This window comes from Isoptericola sp. AK164 (assembly GCF_029643425.1).
In the GTDB taxonomy this organism is placed as follows: domain Bacteria; phylum Actinomycetota; class Actinomycetes; order Actinomycetales; family Cellulomonadaceae; genus Isoptericola; species Isoptericola haloaureus.
This window is the reverse complement of the sequence record NZ_CP119106.1, coordinates 2421879-2436836: the sequence shown is the minus strand read 5'-3', so window position 1 is coordinate 2436836 and position 14958 is coordinate 2421879. Positions and strand designations below refer to the sequence as shown.

General features: G+C 73.2%; 11 protein-coding genes. 8 read left to right on the top strand and 3 right to left on the bottom strand.

Features of this window, described 5'->3' with window-relative positions:
• Positions 1–2: 2 nt before the first annotated feature.
• From adhE to PO879_RS11330, 3 genes are all read left to right on the top strand, one after another.
• Positions 3–2732: a bifunctional acetaldehyde-CoA/alcohol dehydrogenase gene (adhE, locus tag PO879_RS11340; protein ID WP_278235004.1), complete on the top strand. Its 2730-nt coding sequence runs from the start codon at positions 3–5 to the stop codon at positions 2730–2732.
• Between the two features lie 148 nt (positions 2733–2880).
• The gene (locus tag PO879_RS11335) at positions 2881–3621 is read left to right on the top strand and encodes an HAD-IA family hydrolase (protein ID WP_278235003.1); all 741 of its coding nucleotides are present in this window, start codon (positions 2881–2883) and stop codon (positions 3619–3621) included.
• Complete coding sequence (locus tag PO879_RS11330; RefSeq protein WP_278235002.1) at positions 3618–6095, top strand: glycosyl hydrolase family 65 protein; 2478 nt, start codon at positions 3618–3620, stop codon at positions 6093–6095. The genes PO879_RS11335 and PO879_RS11330 overlap by 4 nt, the downstream gene beginning before the upstream one ends.
• A gap of 18 nt (positions 6096–6113) precedes the next feature.
• On the opposite strand, the gene PO879_RS11325 is transcribed toward PO879_RS11330, so the two are convergent.
• Positions 6114–8285, bottom strand: coding sequence for a prolyl oligopeptidase family serine peptidase (locus PO879_RS11325; RefSeq protein ID WP_278235001.1), 2172 nt, complete (start codon positions 8283–8285; stop codon positions 6114–6116).
• 153 nt (positions 8286–8438) lie between these two features.
• Here PO879_RS11325 and PO879_RS11320 point away from each other — a divergent pair, with 153 nt between their 5' ends.
• Genes PO879_RS11320 through PO879_RS11300 form a run of 5 tightly spaced genes read left to right on the top strand, consistent with a single transcriptional unit; the run spans position 8439 to position 12437 of the window.
• On the top strand, positions 8439–9836 hold the full coding sequence (locus tag PO879_RS11320) for an ATP-binding protein (protein WP_278235000.1): 1398 nt from the start codon (positions 8439–8441) through the stop codon (positions 9834–9836).
• A complete protein-coding gene (locus PO879_RS11315; RefSeq protein ID WP_278234999.1) occupies positions 9814–10236 on the top strand; it encodes a roadblock/LC7 domain-containing protein in 423 nt (140 codons plus the stop codon). Before PO879_RS11320 ends, PO879_RS11315 begins: the two co-directional genes overlap by 23 nt.
• A gap of 11 nt (positions 10237–10247) precedes the next feature.
• Positions 10248–10601 carry a DUF742 domain-containing protein gene (locus PO879_RS11310; RefSeq protein ID WP_278234998.1) on the top strand — a complete coding sequence of 118 codons (354 nt, stop codon included), beginning with the start codon at positions 10248–10250 and terminating at the stop codon, positions 10599–10601.
• Positions 10582–11211 carry an ATP/GTP-binding protein gene (locus tag PO879_RS11305; RefSeq protein WP_278234997.1) on the top strand — a complete coding sequence of 210 codons (630 nt, stop codon included), beginning with the start codon at positions 10582–10584 and terminating at the stop codon, positions 11209–11211. Before PO879_RS11310 ends, PO879_RS11305 begins: the two co-directional genes overlap by 20 nt.
• Positions 11208–12437 carry a hypothetical protein gene (locus PO879_RS11300; protein WP_278234996.1) on the top strand — a complete coding sequence of 410 codons (1230 nt, stop codon included), beginning with the start codon at positions 11208–11210 and terminating at the stop codon, positions 12435–12437. Before PO879_RS11305 ends, PO879_RS11300 begins: the two co-directional genes overlap by 4 nt.
• A 10-nt stretch (positions 12438–12447) precedes the next feature.
• Here the strand turns inward: PO879_RS11300 and PO879_RS11295 are convergent, their stop codons facing one another.
• Both PO879_RS11295 and PO879_RS11290 read right to left on the bottom strand, forming a co-directional pair.
• Complete coding sequence (locus tag PO879_RS11295) at positions 12448–13944, bottom strand: NAD(P)/FAD-dependent oxidoreductase (RefSeq protein WP_278234995.1); 1497 nt, start codon at positions 13942–13944, stop codon at positions 12448–12450.
• Between the two features lie 93 nt (positions 13945–14037).
• The gene (locus tag PO879_RS11290; RefSeq protein WP_278234994.1) at positions 14038–14814 is read right to left on the bottom strand and encodes a hypothetical protein; all 777 of its coding nucleotides are present in this window, start codon (positions 14812–14814) and stop codon (positions 14038–14040) included.
• Between the last annotated feature and the right edge of the window lie 144 nt (positions 14815–14958).

Here is a 14958-nt window from a genome sequence, read left to right as displayed (position 1 = left end):
ACATGAGCACCGACACCACTACGAGCACCGTCGCAGAGGTCGCGCCGACCGACGTCCCGGCACCTGAGAGCGACGCCCCCGCACCGGAGGTCGCCGTCGACGCGATGGTCCAGCGCGGACTGAAGGCACTGGCCGCCTACGCGGCACTGACCCAGGAGGACGTCGACCGGATCGTCAAGAAGGCCTCCGTCGCGGCGCTGCACGAGCACGGCAACCTCGCCCAGCTCGCCGTCACCGAGACCGGGCGAGGCGTCTTCGAGGACAAGGCCACCAAGAACATCTTCGCCTGCGAGCACGTCACCCACTCGATGGCCGACCTCAAGACCGTCGGCGTCGTCGGACGCGACGAGCTGCGCGGCATCGTCGAGATCGCCGAGCCGGTCGGCGTGGTCGCCGGCGTCACCCCGGTGACGAACCCGACCTCGACCGCGATCTTCAAGAGCCTCATCGCGCTCAAGACCCGCAACCCCATCATCTTCGCGTTCCACCCGAACGCCCAGCACTCCTCGTCGGAGGCAGCGCGCATCGTCCGTGACGCGGCGATCGAGGCCGGCGCCCCCGAGGACTGCATCCAGTGGGTCACCGAGCCCAGCCTCGCGGCGACCAGTGCGCTCATGCACCACGACGGCGTCTCGCTCATCCTGGCCACCGGCGGCAACGCCATGGTCCGCGCCGCCTACTCGGCCGGCAAGCCCGCTCTCGGCGTCGGCGCCGGCAACGTGCCCGCCTACATCGAGTCCACCGCGAAGATCGGCCGCGCGGTCAACGACGTCGTGCTCTCCAAGGGCTTCGACAACGGCGTGGTCTGCGCCTCGGAGCAGGCCGCGATCGTCGACGACGAGATCTACGACGAGGTGATGACCGAGTTCCAGCGGATGCACGCCTACGTGGCCACGCCCGCGGAGAAGGCCCTGCTCGAGGAGTACCTCTTCGGCGCGTGCGCGGACTCGGCGGCGTGCAGCGGGGCGAAGCTCAACGCCGCCGCGGTGGGGAAGTCGGCGTACTGGATCGCCGAGCAGGCCGGCTTCTCGGTCCCCGAGGACACCTCGGTGCTGCTGGCGGAGATCTCCGGCGTCGGCCCCCAGGAGCCGCTGAGCCGGGAGAAGCTGTCGCCCGTGCTCGCCGTGCTGCGCTCGCGCAGCACCGACGAGGGCGTCCGCCTGGCCGAGCAGATGGTGGAGTTCGACGGCCTCGGGCACTCCGCGGCGATCCACACCACCGACGCCGCGCTCGCCGAGCGGTTCGGGCACGCCGTCAAGGCGGTCCGCGTGCTGTGGAACCAGCCGAGCGCCCTGGGCGGCATCGGCGACATCTACAACGCGCTGGTGCCCTCGCTGACGCTCGGCTGCGGCTCCTACGGCCGGAACTCGGTGTCCAACAACGTCAGCGCCGTCAACCTGGTGAACATCAAGCGGGTCGCGCGGAGGAACAACAACATGCAGTGGTTCAAGGTGCCGCCCAAGACCTACTTCGAGCCGAACGCGATCCAGTACCTGGTCGACATGCCCGAGGTCGAGCGCGTCACCGTCGTCACCGACCGGGTCATGTCCCAGCTCGGCATCGTCGACAAGGTGCTCGACGTGCTCCAGCGCCGCGCCACCAAGGTCGCCGTGCAGATCATCGACACCGTCGAGGCCGAGCCGAGCGTCGAGTGCGTCGAGCGCGGCGCGCTCCTCATGCGGGACCACCGCCCGGACACGATCATCGCGATCGGCGGCGGCTCGCCGATGGACGCCGCCAAGGTGATGTGGCTCAAGTACGAGCACCCCGAGGTCGCGTTCAGCGACCTGCGCGAGAAGTTCTTCGACGTGCGCAAGCGGGCCTTCCGCTACCCGCAGCTCGGGGAGAAGGCCCAGCTGGTCTGCATCCCGACCTCGTCGGGCACCGGGGCCGAGGTGACGCCGTTCGCCGTCATCACCGACAACTCGACCGGGTTCAAGTACCCGCTGGCCGACTACGCGCTGACCCCGTCGGTGGCGATCGTCGACCCGGTGCTCACCGCCACGATGCCCGCGAGGCTCGCCGCGGACTCCGGCATGGACGCCCTGACCCACGCCACCGAGGCGTTCGTGTCGGTCTACGCGAACGACTTCACCGACGGCCTGGCGCTGCACGCCATCAAGCTGGTGTTCGAGAACATCGCCGCCTCCGTCAACGAGGGCGGCGAGGCGCCCGAGGCGCGGGAGAAGATGCACAACGCCGCGACGATGGCCGGCATGGCCTTCGGCAACGCGTTCCTCGGCATCGTGCACGCGATGTCGCACACGGTCGGGGCCACCTTCAAGCTGGTCCACGGCCGCACCAACGCGATCTTCCTGCCGCACGCGATCCGCTACAACGGCCTCATGCCGGGCAAGGTCACCGGCTGGCCGAAGGCGGAGAAGTACGTCGCCCCGGAGCGGTACCAGCAGATCGCGCAGCACCTGGGCCTGCCGGCCGCGACCCCGGCCGAGGGCGTCGAGTCGTACGCCCGGGCCGTCGAGGAGCTGACCCGGAGCATCGGCATCGAACCGTCCTTCCAGGCGCAGGGCGTGTCCGAGCAGGCGTTCGTCGGAGGCCTCGACACCCTGGCGATGCGGGCCTACGAGGACCAGTGCGCCCCGGCCAACCCGCGCCTGCCGATGCTGCAGGACATGAAGGACATCATGGTCGCGGCGTACTACGGCACCACCCAGCAGGCGGCCGCCGAGGCGCGGAAGTCCGACGGCGGGTACACCTCGCTCGGTCGCTGACCGGGTCCGCCGCCCTCGTGGCGGGGACCGGCCCCGTGCCGGTCCCCGCCACGAGGGCGTCCGGGCGGCTTCGCTCGCCGGTGCGACCGCCGGTGCATAGCCTGGTGCGAGGGCCGAGCGGCCCCGGTGCCGACCTGAAGGAGTGCGGATGCCTGCCCTGCGTGCCGTCCTGTTCGACCTCGACGGGGTCCTCACCCCGACCGCCGAGGTGCACATGCGGGCCTGGGAGCGGCTCTTCGCCCCGTGGACCGCGCAGCACGGCCTGGAGCCCTACACGGCGGCCGACTACTTCGCCCACATCGACGGCAAGCCGCGCTACGACGGCGTGGCGGCGTTCGTCGGGTCCCGCGACGTCAGGCTCCCGTGGGGCGCGGACGGCGACGCTCCGGGCGAGGGCACGGTGTGCGCGCTCGGCAACCGCAAGGACGAGATCGTCAACCGGATGTTCGTCGAGGAGGGCATCGAGCCGTACCCCGGGTCGGTGCGGTTCCTCGACGCCGTGACCGGCGCGGGCGCGCAGGTCGCCGTCGTCTCGTCGTCGCGCAACGCGGCGGCCGTGCTCGCCGCCGCGGGCCTGGCCGACCGGTTCGACGTCGTCGTGGACGGCAACGTCGCGACCCGGGAGGGCATCGCGGGCAAGCCGGCTCCCGACACGTACGTGCGCGCCGCCGAGCTGCTCGGTGTGCCCGTGGGGGAGTCGGTGGTCGTGGAGGACGCGATCTCCGGCGTCCGGGCCGGTGCGGCCGGCGCCTTCGGTCTCGTCCTGGGCATCGATCGCGGGGTGGGGGCCGACGTGCTGCGCGCGCACGGTGCCCACCTGGTCGTGGCCGACCTGGACGAGCTCGACGCGTCGGTGCTCGACGCGCCGCGGGCCGGGGGCGCCGCGTGAGCCCGAAGACCCCCGACGAGCAGAGCACCGTCGACCGGCGGCGATTCCCCGCGGACCCGTGGCGGCTCGTCGAGACGCGGTACTCGAGCGAGGACCTCGGCGTCACGGAGACGATGTTCTCGGTCGCCAACGGCTACCTCGGCATGCGGGGGAACGTCGAGGAAGGGCGCGAGTCCCACGCGCACGGCACGTTCGTCAACGGTTTCCACGAGACCTGGCCGATCCGTCACGCCGAGGACGCCTACGGTTTCGCGAAGGTCGGCCAGACGATCGTCAACGTGCCCGACACCAAGGTGATCCGGCTGTACGTCGACGACGAGCCGCTCCTGCTGCCCGTCGCCGACCTGCTCGAGTACGAACGGTCGCTCGACCTGCGCGACGGGATCCTGCGCCGTGAGCTGCTGTGGCGCACGCCGTCGGGCAAGCGGGTGCGGGTCCGCTCGGACCGCATGGTCTCGTTCGTCGAACGGCACCTCGCCGTGATGTCCTTCGAGGTCACGCTCCTCGACGCGGCGGCACCGGTCGCGATCTCCTCGCAGATCCTCAACCGGCAGGACGGTGAGGACGAGTACCACGTCCCCTCCGCCGCGCTCGGCGAGGGCTTCGACCCGCGCAAGGCCGAGGACTTCACCGGGCGTGTCCTCCAGCCCCGCGGACACTGGGGCGACGACGAGCGCCTGGTCCTGTCCTACCGCTGCACCGACTCCGGGATGACGCTCGCGGTGGCGGCGGACGACCGGCTGGAGACCGAGAACGCGTGGGACGTGCGCACCCAGGTCGAGGAGGACCTCGCGAAGCACGTGTTCCGCATCCGGGCGGAGCCGGGACGTCCGGTGCGCCTGACGAAGACCGTCGCGTACCACACGTCGCGCGGCGTGCCCCCGCGCGAGCTGGTCGACCGGTGCCGACGGACGCTGGACCGGGTGGCGGACGGCGAGCTCGAGGAGCCGTACGCCGACCAGCGGGCCTGGCTGGACGCCTTCTGGGAGCGGTCGGACGTCGAGGTCGGCGGCCAGCAGGAGATCCAGCAGGCGGTGCGCTGGAACCTCTTCCAGCTCGCCCAGGCGACAGCGCGGGCCGAGGGCAGCGGAGTGCCGGCCAAGGGACTGACCGGGTCGGGCTACGGCGGGCACTACTTCTGGGACACGGAGATCTACGTCCTGCCGTTCCTGACCTACACGAGCCCGCGGTTCGCCCGGAACGCGCTGCGCGTGCGCTACCACATGCTCGACGCGGCGCGACGGCGGGCCACCGAGCTGTCCCAGCGCGGGGCGCTCTTCCCGTGGCGGACGATCAACGGCGAGGAGGCGTCCGCCTACTACGCGGCCGGCACGGCGCAGTACCACATCGACGCCGACATCAGCTACGCGCTGATGCAGTACGTCGTGGCGACCGACGACACGGACTTCCTGCGCCGTGAGGGGGTGGACGTCCTCGTGGAGACCGCCCGGCTGTGGGTGGACCTGGGTTTCTGGCGCGCCAACGGCGACCACTCCTTCCACATCCACGGCGTCACGGGGCCCGACGAGTACACGACGGTCGTCAACGACAACCTGTTCACGAACGTCATGGCACGGTTCAACCTGCGGGCCGCGGCGCGCGTGGTGGACGCCCTGCGCGACCGGTTCCCCGAGGACCACGCCCGCCTCGTCGAGCAGCTCGGGCTCGAGCCCTCCGAGCCGGTCGCCTGGGCCCGGGCCGCCGAGCGGATGGCCGTGCCCTTCGCGGACGAGATCGGGATCCACCCCCAGGACTCGCACTTCCTCGAGCGAGAGATCTGGGATGTCGGACGCACCCCTCCGGACCGGCGGCCGCTGCTCCTGCACTACCACCCGCTGGTGATCTACCGCTTCCAGGTGCTCAAGCAGGCTGACGTCGTCGCCGCCCTGGTCCTGCAGGGCAACCACTTCACGCCGGAGCAGAAGCTCGCCGACTTCGAGTACTACGACCCGCTGACGACCGGGGACTCGACGTTGTCCGGCGTCGTGCAGTCGATCGTCGCCGCCGAGGTCGGCTACCAGGAGCTGGCGCTCGAGTACTTCCGGTCGTCGGTGTACGTCGACCTCGCGAACCTGCACGGCAACGCTGCCGACGGCGTGCACGTCGCCTCGGCCGGCGGGTCGTGGGGAGCGGTCGCCTTCGGTTTCGGCGGCACGCGGGACCACGACGGCGATCTCACGTTCGACCCGAGACTCCCGTCGGGCTGGGACTCCCTGACGTTCCGCATCACGTGGAAGGGGTCCCGGCTGCGGGTCACCGTCCTGCCCTCGTCGCTCGAGCTCGTGGCGGAGACGGGCGAGGGGGCGACCGTCGGTGTCCGGGGCGAGCGGGTCACGGTCCGGTCCGGCGAGCCCGTGACGGTCCTGCTCGACGGTCAGGGCCCCGTCCGCGCAGGGCGACCGGGCCTCCGGGCCCTGTCGGGCAACCGCCGCGAGGACGGCACCCTCATCACGGCGATCGTCCCGCACCCCTGACCCCGAACCCGCCGGGCGTCAGGTGATCCGGCCGCGCAGGAACGTCCAGGCGAGGGCGGCCATGTGCGCGGCCTGGGCGTTGTTCGCCGCGCCGCCGTGGCCGCCCTCGACGTTCTCGTAGTACGTGACGTCCTGACCGGCGGCGAGCATCTTCGCCGCCATCTTGCGCGCGTGGCCCGGGTGCACGCGGTCGTCCTTGGTCGACGTCGTCAGCAGCACCGGCGGGTACCGGCGCTCCGGGTCGTGCAGGTGGTACGGGGAGAACGTCCGCAGGAAGTCCCAGTCCTCGGCCACGTCCGGGTCGCCGTACTCGGCCACCCACGAGGCGCCGGCCAGCAGACGCGAGTACCGCCGCATGTCCAGCAGCGGGACCTGGATCACCACGGCGCCGAACAGCTCGGGGTACTGCGTGAGCATGTTGCCGGCGAGCAGGCCGCCGTTGGACCCGCCCTGGACGCCGAGGTGCTCCGGGGTGGTGATCCCCCGCGCGACGAGGTCGCGTGCCACGGCGGCGAAGTCCTCGTAGGCGCGGTGCCGCTTCTCGCGCAGCGCGGCCTGGTGCCACCGCGGTCCGTACTCGCCCCCGCCGCGGATGTTGGCCACGACGTACACCCCGCCGCGGGCGAGCCACGCGCTGCCCACCGTGCCGGAGTACCCCGGCAGCAGCGGGATCTCGAACCCTCCGTAGCCGTACAGCAGGGTGGGCGCGGCGCCCGGTGCGGAGTCGTCCGCCGGTCGCACGAGGTCGGCGCGGCCGACGACGAAGTACGGCACGCGCGTGCCGTCGTCGGACGTCGCGAAGTGCTGGGCGGCGACCATGCCCGCGGCGTCGAAGAAGGCGGGAGCGGTCTTGAGCACCTCGGGCTCACGGGGCGCGTCACCGGGGCCGACGACGGTCGTCACGGCGAGCGTCGACGGCTCCAGGTAGCCGCTGCGGGTCACCCACACGTCGTCGCTGTCGACGGCGGAGACCGCGCCGACGCCGATCGTCAGCAGCTCGCCGCCCACGGGCAGTTCGCCGCGGGCCCAGGGCGCGCGGGCGTCGGCGCCGTCGGTCAGGTCCGGCGGGGTCAGGACGTGCGCGGCGTGCGCGACGTCCTCGAGCACCGTGACGACGAGGTGGTGCCGCGTCCACGTCGCGCCGACCAGCGAGGTCGACGGCGTGGGCTCGAAGAGCACCGTGAGGTCGCGCGAGCCGGCGAGGAAGTCGTCGAGCACCACGCCGAGCAGGGAGCCGCCCGGATAGGTGCGTCCGCCGGTGTGCCAGTCCTCGCGCAGCTCGACGGTCAGCCACTCGCGGTGCAGGCCGACCTCGGCGCTCTCGGGCACCTCGAGCCGGACCAGGCGCTGCTCGGGGATGCCGACGTCGTCGACGAGGAACACCTCGGAGCGGTAGAAGGCGATCGAGCGCCGCACGAGGTCGCGCTCGAAGCCCGGCGTCCGGGAGCGGCTGCCCATGATGTACATGTCGTCGACCGAGCCCTCGTACACGACCGGGGCCGACGCCAGCGGCGTCCCGCGCCGCCAGAGCACGACGGTCCGGGGGTAGCCGGACGACGTCGTGGTCCCCTCGCCGAGGTCCGTGAACGCGTACACGGTGTCCTCGTCGGCCCAGGCGAGCCCGCCCTTGGCCAGCGGACGGTGGAAGCCGCCCTCGGCGGGCGGCACGAACCGCTTCTCGACGAGGTCGAACTCCCGCGTGACGTCCGCGTCCGAGCCGCCGGGGGAGAGGTCGACCAGCGCCCGGCGCCAGGGCTCGCCGGCCGCGAGCTGCTCCGGCGTGGGACGCAGCACGGACGCGCCGTGCCAGACCCAGGACTCGTCCTCGTCCGCCGCCAGGGCGTCCAGGTCGAGCACGGTCTCCCACGCCGGCTCGGCACGGCGGTACGAGTCCGGGGTGGTCCGTCGCCAGAGCCCGCGCTCGTGGTCGGCGTCCCGCCAGAAGTTGTACAGGTGGTCGCCGATCCTCGAGACCGCCGGGATGCGGTCGTCCGAGTCCAGCACCTCCCTGATCGCCGCCCGCGTCGTGACGAGGTCGTCCCCGCCGAGGGTCTCCTGGGCGTGCTCGTTGCGCTGCCGGACCCAGTCCAGCGGCTCGTCGCCCGAGACCTCCTCGAGCCAGCCGAACGGGTCCGCGCCCTGGGTCGGCAGGTCGGCGTCGGACGGGGGCAGGAGCGGGTCGGCACTCATGCCGGGACCCTATCCCGGCCCCCGTCCACGCCGGTGGCCCGCCCTTTCGCCACGGGGTGCGCTGTGGTAGAAACTCCTGGTCAGGGCCACGATGCCCGCGTCACGCTGTCCGAGGGTCCGCAGGACCCACCAGAGCCTGCCGACGGGGGTGCGGTGAGCACGACGACCTCAGCCAGACCGCCCGCGGTCGGCCGCGCCCTGCCCTGGATCTGCGTCGCCGTCATGGTGCTCTGCGTCGCGGCCCTGCCCGTGCTCGGACAGCGCGGACCCACCTGGTCCGTCTGGGTCGTGGCCGCCGCGGCGCTGGTGCTGCCGGTCGTGGCCGCAGCCCTGCTCTCCCGCGCCGCGCGCCGCGAGGAGGAGGCGTTCCGTGCCCTGGTGATCGAGCGCGACGGCCTCGCGGCCGGGCTCGCCGAGGCGTCCCGCGCCCTGGAGGACGCGCACGCCGACCGTCAGCGCACGCAGGATGAGCGGGCCGACGAGCGCGCCGCCGTCGAGACGGCCGTCGTCGCGCTGAGCCGCAAGGTGCAGGCGTCCGCGCACCGCGTCCAGGAAGAGGCGACGCGCATGGCCCAGCGCCACGCCGCCGACCATGACGTGCTCGAGACCTCGATGCGCATCGACCACGCGGCCGCCCAGCACGCGCGGCAGGCGCAGAGCCTCGTCGCCCTGTGCGGCCGCCGGCCCGGGCAGACCTGGGACGCCCCGCTCGCCCTGCCCGACGTGGTGCGGGCCGCCGCCGGACGCATCACCGCCTACGGACGCGTCGAGGTCTCCGGTGACCCCGGCCTGGCCGTCACCGGCCGGGCCGTCGAGCCCCTCGTGCACGTCGTGGCCGAGCTGCTCGCGAACGCCACCCAGTGCTCCCCGCCGAACACCCAGGTGCTGGTCGTCATCCGGCAGGTCCAGCGCGGGGCCGTCGTCGAGATCGACGACTGCGGGGTGGGGATGGACCCGCGCGAGCTCGCCCGGGTGCGACGCATCGCCGCCGGTGAGGACCCGGTGACGATCTCCGACCTCGGGGAGGTGCCGCAGACGGGCCTCGCCGTGGTGGGGACCTACGCCCGGTTCCTCGGTCTGCACGTCGAGCTCACGGACTCCGTCTACGGCGGGCTGCGGGCGGTCGTCCGCATCCCCGGGGAGATCACGGAGACCGCCGCCGGCGTGCCCGACACGCTGGCGGCCGGCGTGGAGGAGGCGTCGCCGGTGCCCGCGCCGACCGGTGCCGAGCCGCGCGACCCGCTGACCGCGCCCGTGCCGGCGCCCGCCGTCGACCCGGCGTCGGGCCCGCCCGCGCTCCCGCAGCGCCGGTCACGACGGGCCGCGATGGACCGCACCCCCACGGCCGGCCACGGCACGCCCCGCGTGCCCGAGCCCTCCGCAGGACTGTCGGAACCCCGGCGCCCGGAGCAGACGGCCGAGGAGGCGGGGGCGTGGATCGGCGCGTTCTTCGCCGCTACCGACCCCGCACCGCCGCACGACCCGGACACCCATGACCCGTCCGTCGGGACGGGACCTCGGAGGACAGATGACGACGCAGACCAGCGGTGACGCACCGCTCGCCACGGACCACCCGGACAGCTGGATGCTCGACCTGGTCGCCGGCGTCCGCGGCGTCCGCCACGCCGTCGTGCTCAGCTCGGACGGCCTGGTCAAGGTCCGCACCGACGTCACCGACCCGGACACCGCCGACAAGGTCGCCGCGGCCTGCGCCGGGCTGGTCGCGCTCGGGATGTCGATGGGCCGTGAGTTCGGAGAGGGCGACCGGCTGCGCCAGGTGGTCGTCGAGTTCGAGGGCGGGTTCCTCTTCGTGCGCGGCGCCGGCGACGGGTCGCGGCTCGCCGTGGTGACCGACGCCGGGATCGACCCCGGTCTGGTCGCCCAGCAGATGCAGGCCCAGGTGCTCATGATCGGCGAGCGGGCGCTCGGCACGGATCCGGTCGAGGACTGAGGGGAGGGGCGATGACCGCCGAGGGGTACCACGACCACCCGGTGCGCTCGTACGTCCTGACCGGCGGGCGGTCGCACCCCACCCGCAACACGCTGCGTCCCGAGACGCTGCTGTGCACCGTCGACGACGGCCGTGAGCTGCCCGGTCACGCCGGCCGCCACCAGCACGCGCTGCTGCGCACCTGCCGCGGGACGCTGGCGCTGGCCGAGGTCGCCGCCTACCTGCGCCTGCCCGTCAGCCTGGCCGCCGTGCTCGCCTCCGACCTGCTGGACGACGGCTACCTGGCCCTGCGGTCCACCCCGACGCACGGCCTGCCGGACACCACGCTGCTCGAGGAGGTGCTCGATGGACTCCGCCGTCTCTGAGCCCCAGGGCCGCGGCGCCCACCGCGCGCGGCACCTGGCCGCGGCCGTCGACCGGTCGGTCAAGGTGCTGGTGGTCGGCCCCTTCGGCGTGGGCAAGACGACGCTGATCGAGGCGGTCAGCGAGATCCCGATGCTCCGCACGGAGGAGACCATCACCACGGCGAGCGTGGGGGTCGACCCGCGCGTGGGCGACAAGCGCACGACCACCGTCGCGATGGACTTCGGCCGGCTCACGGTGGGCGGGGACACCGCGCTCTACCTGTTCGGCACCCCCGGCCAGCGCCGGTTCTGGGACCTCTGGTCTGGTCTGGCCGACGGCGCGGTGGGCGCTCTCGTGCTCGTCGACACCCGGCACCTCGCGGACAGCTTCGAGGTCCTGGACCAGCTCGAGGAGCACACGCAGCTGCCGCTGACCGTCGTGGTCAACGAGTTCCCGGACGCGCCGCGGCACAGCGTCGACGAGGTGCGCACCGCCCTGGACCTGCCCGCCGACACCCCGGTCGTCGCCGGGGACGTCCGGGGGCGCCCGCAGGCCGTCGAGGCCCTGACCACTCTCGTGGCCCACGCGCTGCGGCAGCGGGAGCGGGCCGACGAGGAAGCCGCCGCATGAGCATCACCGCCGCCGGACGTGTCGTGCGGCTGGAGGACGTCGCCGACCGGCCGCTCCTGGCCGACCTCGCCCAGGCCGCCGACCCGCACGCCCGCTACGACGCGCTGCGCTCGCGCTGGGGCGCCGTCGCGCCGGTCGACCTGGAACCCGGCGTCCCTGCCTGGCTGGCGCTCGGGTACGACGAGGTCAGCGCCGTCCTGCGCGACGAGGTGCACTTCACGCGCGAGTTCGGCCGGTGGAGGTACGAGGCGGAGCGGCTGATCGCCTGGCGCTCCCCGGTCCGCGCCGTGCTCGCCGCGCGCGACGCGCTGCTCGACCGCGACGGCGCCGAGCACCGCCGCCTGCGCGGACCGGTGCAGGACGCGCTGGCGACGCTCGAGGACAAGCGCCTCACACGCACCGTGGCGGTAGCGTGCACCTCGGCGCTCGACCGGGCGGCGGCGCGCGGCTCGGCGGACCTGATCGCCGACTACGCCGTCGACGTCCCCGTCCGGGTCCTCGCCGACCTGCTGGGGATGAACCTCGCCGACGCGCGCCGGATGCACGAGCTCAGCGTCGTGCTGGGGGCGGGCGGCGACGACGCCGCGGACGCGGCCGACGAGACCGAGAACCTGCTGGCGACCTTCGTCGCGGCCCGGCGGGCCGAACCCGGCGACGACCTCGCCTCGGGCCTGATTGCCGACCCACGGCACCAGCACGACCTGGAGGTCATGGGTGCCGTCGGAGCGCTCTTCCGCACCGCGCACGACGCCACGATCGCGGCCTCGGCGACGGCGATCCACCGGATCGTGACCGACCCCGGGTTCGGCTCCCGGCTGCACGGCGGGCGCCTGTCCCTGGAGGACGCCCTGGACGAGATCGCCCGCCGCGATCCGCCGATGCCGCACCTGCTGCCGCGGTACGCCGTGACGGACACGGTGCTGGGGAACCAGCCGATCGCGGCGGGCGACGCCGTGGTCCCGGCGGTGGCCGCCGCCAACGCGGACGGCGCCGTGCAGGCCGTCGACCCGTGGGAGCAGGTCGACTCCCGGTTCCACCTGACGTGGGGGCTCGGCGCGCACTCCTGCCCCGCGCACCGCACGGCGCCGCTGATGACGCGGCTGATCGTCGGCCACGTGGTGGCACGGGTCGGCAGCATCGAGACGGCCGCGGCACCGGACCGGGTGCCGTTGGTGCGGTCCGCTTGGTTCCGCTACCCGCGCGAGCTCCCGGTCCGGTTCCGCTGAGCCGACGTCCTCAGACCGTCGCCGCGACCCGGTCGCGCACCGTGGTGGACACCCGGCGGTAGGCGGCCGGGTCCACGGGCAGCAGCCACTGGGCCACCTGCGTGCGGCGGGGCAGCGCGACGTCGAGGTCGCGCATCATCTCGTCGATCTGGTGCAGCGAGAACGGGATGACGTTGGTGCCGCGGGCGTGCCGGCCCTCGGTGCGCTTCTCCATCCAGTCCACGCGGTCGGCGACGTGCTCGCGCCGGACCTCGTCCGGCGGCAGGTCCAGCGCTCCAGCCAGGTAGGCGGCGGTCCAGACGGCGGCCATCTCGGCCGACAGCGGGCTGAACAGCGACGAGTTGTACCCGGCGAACGTCAGGTGCGGCACGTCGTGCGGCAGCACCTGACGGTAGAGCTGGAAGTTGCCGCGCTCGTCGAGCAGCCGCGCGGTCAGGTCGGCGTCGAGGAACGGCACGCGCTGGTGGAACCCCGTGCCGCACACGACCAGGTCGGCCCGCACGGTGTCACCGTCGCTGAGCACGGCGACCGGGGCGCCGTCGTCGTCGGTCGCGAACCGCTCGATCTCGGTGTCGCGGTGCACGGTGATGGCGCCGTCGGCCACCTGCTCGTAGAAGCCGTCGGTGGCCAGCGACACCGTCGACCGGGCGATGTCGGAGAACTCGCCGCGCGGGACGAGGCCGAGGTCGTCGAGCCGGAGCTGCTTGCGCGAGACGGCGCCGACGCTGGAGACCATCGAGCGGCGGACCGGGTCACCGGGGCCGTGCAGGAAGCGCTCCGCCGAGCTGTCGAGCGTCTGGTACCGGAACAGGGCCTCGCCGAGGCGCGTCAGCAGCAGGTACTTGTAGTTCAGCGCCTTGCCGAGCTTCTTGGGCAGCTTCCACAGCAGCTGGCGCGCCACGACGGACGTCGAGGCGGCGACCGGCGCGACCTCGGCCGCGACGTCGCAGGCGGACTTGCCGTAGCCGACCACGACGACGTGCTTGCCCCGGGCGTCCTCGACCGACCCGAGCTGGCCGGAGGCCACGACCTTCCCCCCGGCGCGCAGCAGCGTGGCCATGCCCTCGAACGGGGGGATCACGGGGTCGGAGAAGATGCCGTTCGCCACGACGAGGTGGTCGAACCGCTCGGGGTCCCGCACCGCCTCACCGGAGCGGCGTGCGGTGACCAGCCAGCCGTCCTCGGCCTCGGTGAGCTCGGCGCGCACCACCTCGGTGGACAGTCGCAGCGAGTCCGCCAGCGCGTTCACCTCGACGTACTGCTCGAGGTAGGCCTGCACCTGCTCCCCGCTGGGCCACTCGGGGAAGTGCTTCGGCATCGGCAGGTCGGTGAACGAGTACGAGTCCTTGTTGTTCTGGGTGTACAGACCCTGGTACCGCCGCGTGGAGCTCCAGACGCCGCCGACGTCGGGCGCCTTCTCGAACACGGCGACCTCGTGGCCGAACTCGCGGAGGGTCTTCGCGCTGGCCAGTCCTGCGAACCCGGCCCCGACGACGGCGATCTTCATGTGTGTCCTTGGTGTCGATCGATTCGGTCTCAAACGCCTGAATCGTAGCGGGGCGGACACACCCGGCGATAGGTCTGACCTGGGACGATCCGGTCAGGCGGCGGGGTCGAGCCACTCCAGCCCGGTGTCGACGACCCGGTCGCGCTCGATGAGATGGGCCCGGACGCGGTCGCGCAGCCGCTCGTCCCCGGCGAGCCGGCGCGCGACCTCGCGGTGGCCCCCGCGCCCGGTCAGCGCCGCCAGCGCGGAATCGAGGTGGAGCAGCTCCCACAGCTCGGACTGGGTGCCGAGCGGCAGGGCCGACCCGTCGTCGCCGGAGATCGCGCCGATCTCCGAGACGTAGAGCGACCACGCGCCGTCGTGCCCCGCCAGGTGCAGGCCGTCGGTGCCGGTGCGACGCACGTAGCTGTGCTCGGTGACGTCGAGCGCGGCGACCTGGTCGGGCGTGAGCAGCGAGACGACGACGGCGCTGCGGACGTCGGGCGCGGACCGGGGGACCGCGGCGACGTACCCGGCGGGGTTGACGCGGGGGATGTGGCCGACCGACACGTCGGTGAGGGTGCCGTGCACCATGGGCACCGTGGTGCTCACCCCCAGCCGGGTGAACTTGCGGTGCATGACGCCCGGCGCGGCGTTCGAGCCGATGGCGACCACGGCCTGGCGGTCCTGCGTCCCGGCGACCCGGGCGCGGTGCAGCAGCTCGTCCAGGGTGGTGCCGTCGTCGGACACCCACGTGCCGCCGTCGTGCTGCAGCACGCCGAACGTGCCGCCGTGCAGCAGGCCCGACGTGGGGGCGACGGGGCCCGGGTAGCGCCACGGCGTGGCGCGCAGGTCGACGTCGATCTCCAGGTCGGCGAGCGTCGTGGACATGTCCTCCATCGTGGCAGAACCGTCGGACGGCCGGTCTTCACCCGGGTGAGAACCGTGGATCCGCCCCAACTTGCCTGGCAGTGGTGCAGATCACACCCCTAGGTTGAAAGACGGTCGGGCAGGGCGTTCGGCCGTGCAGAAGGG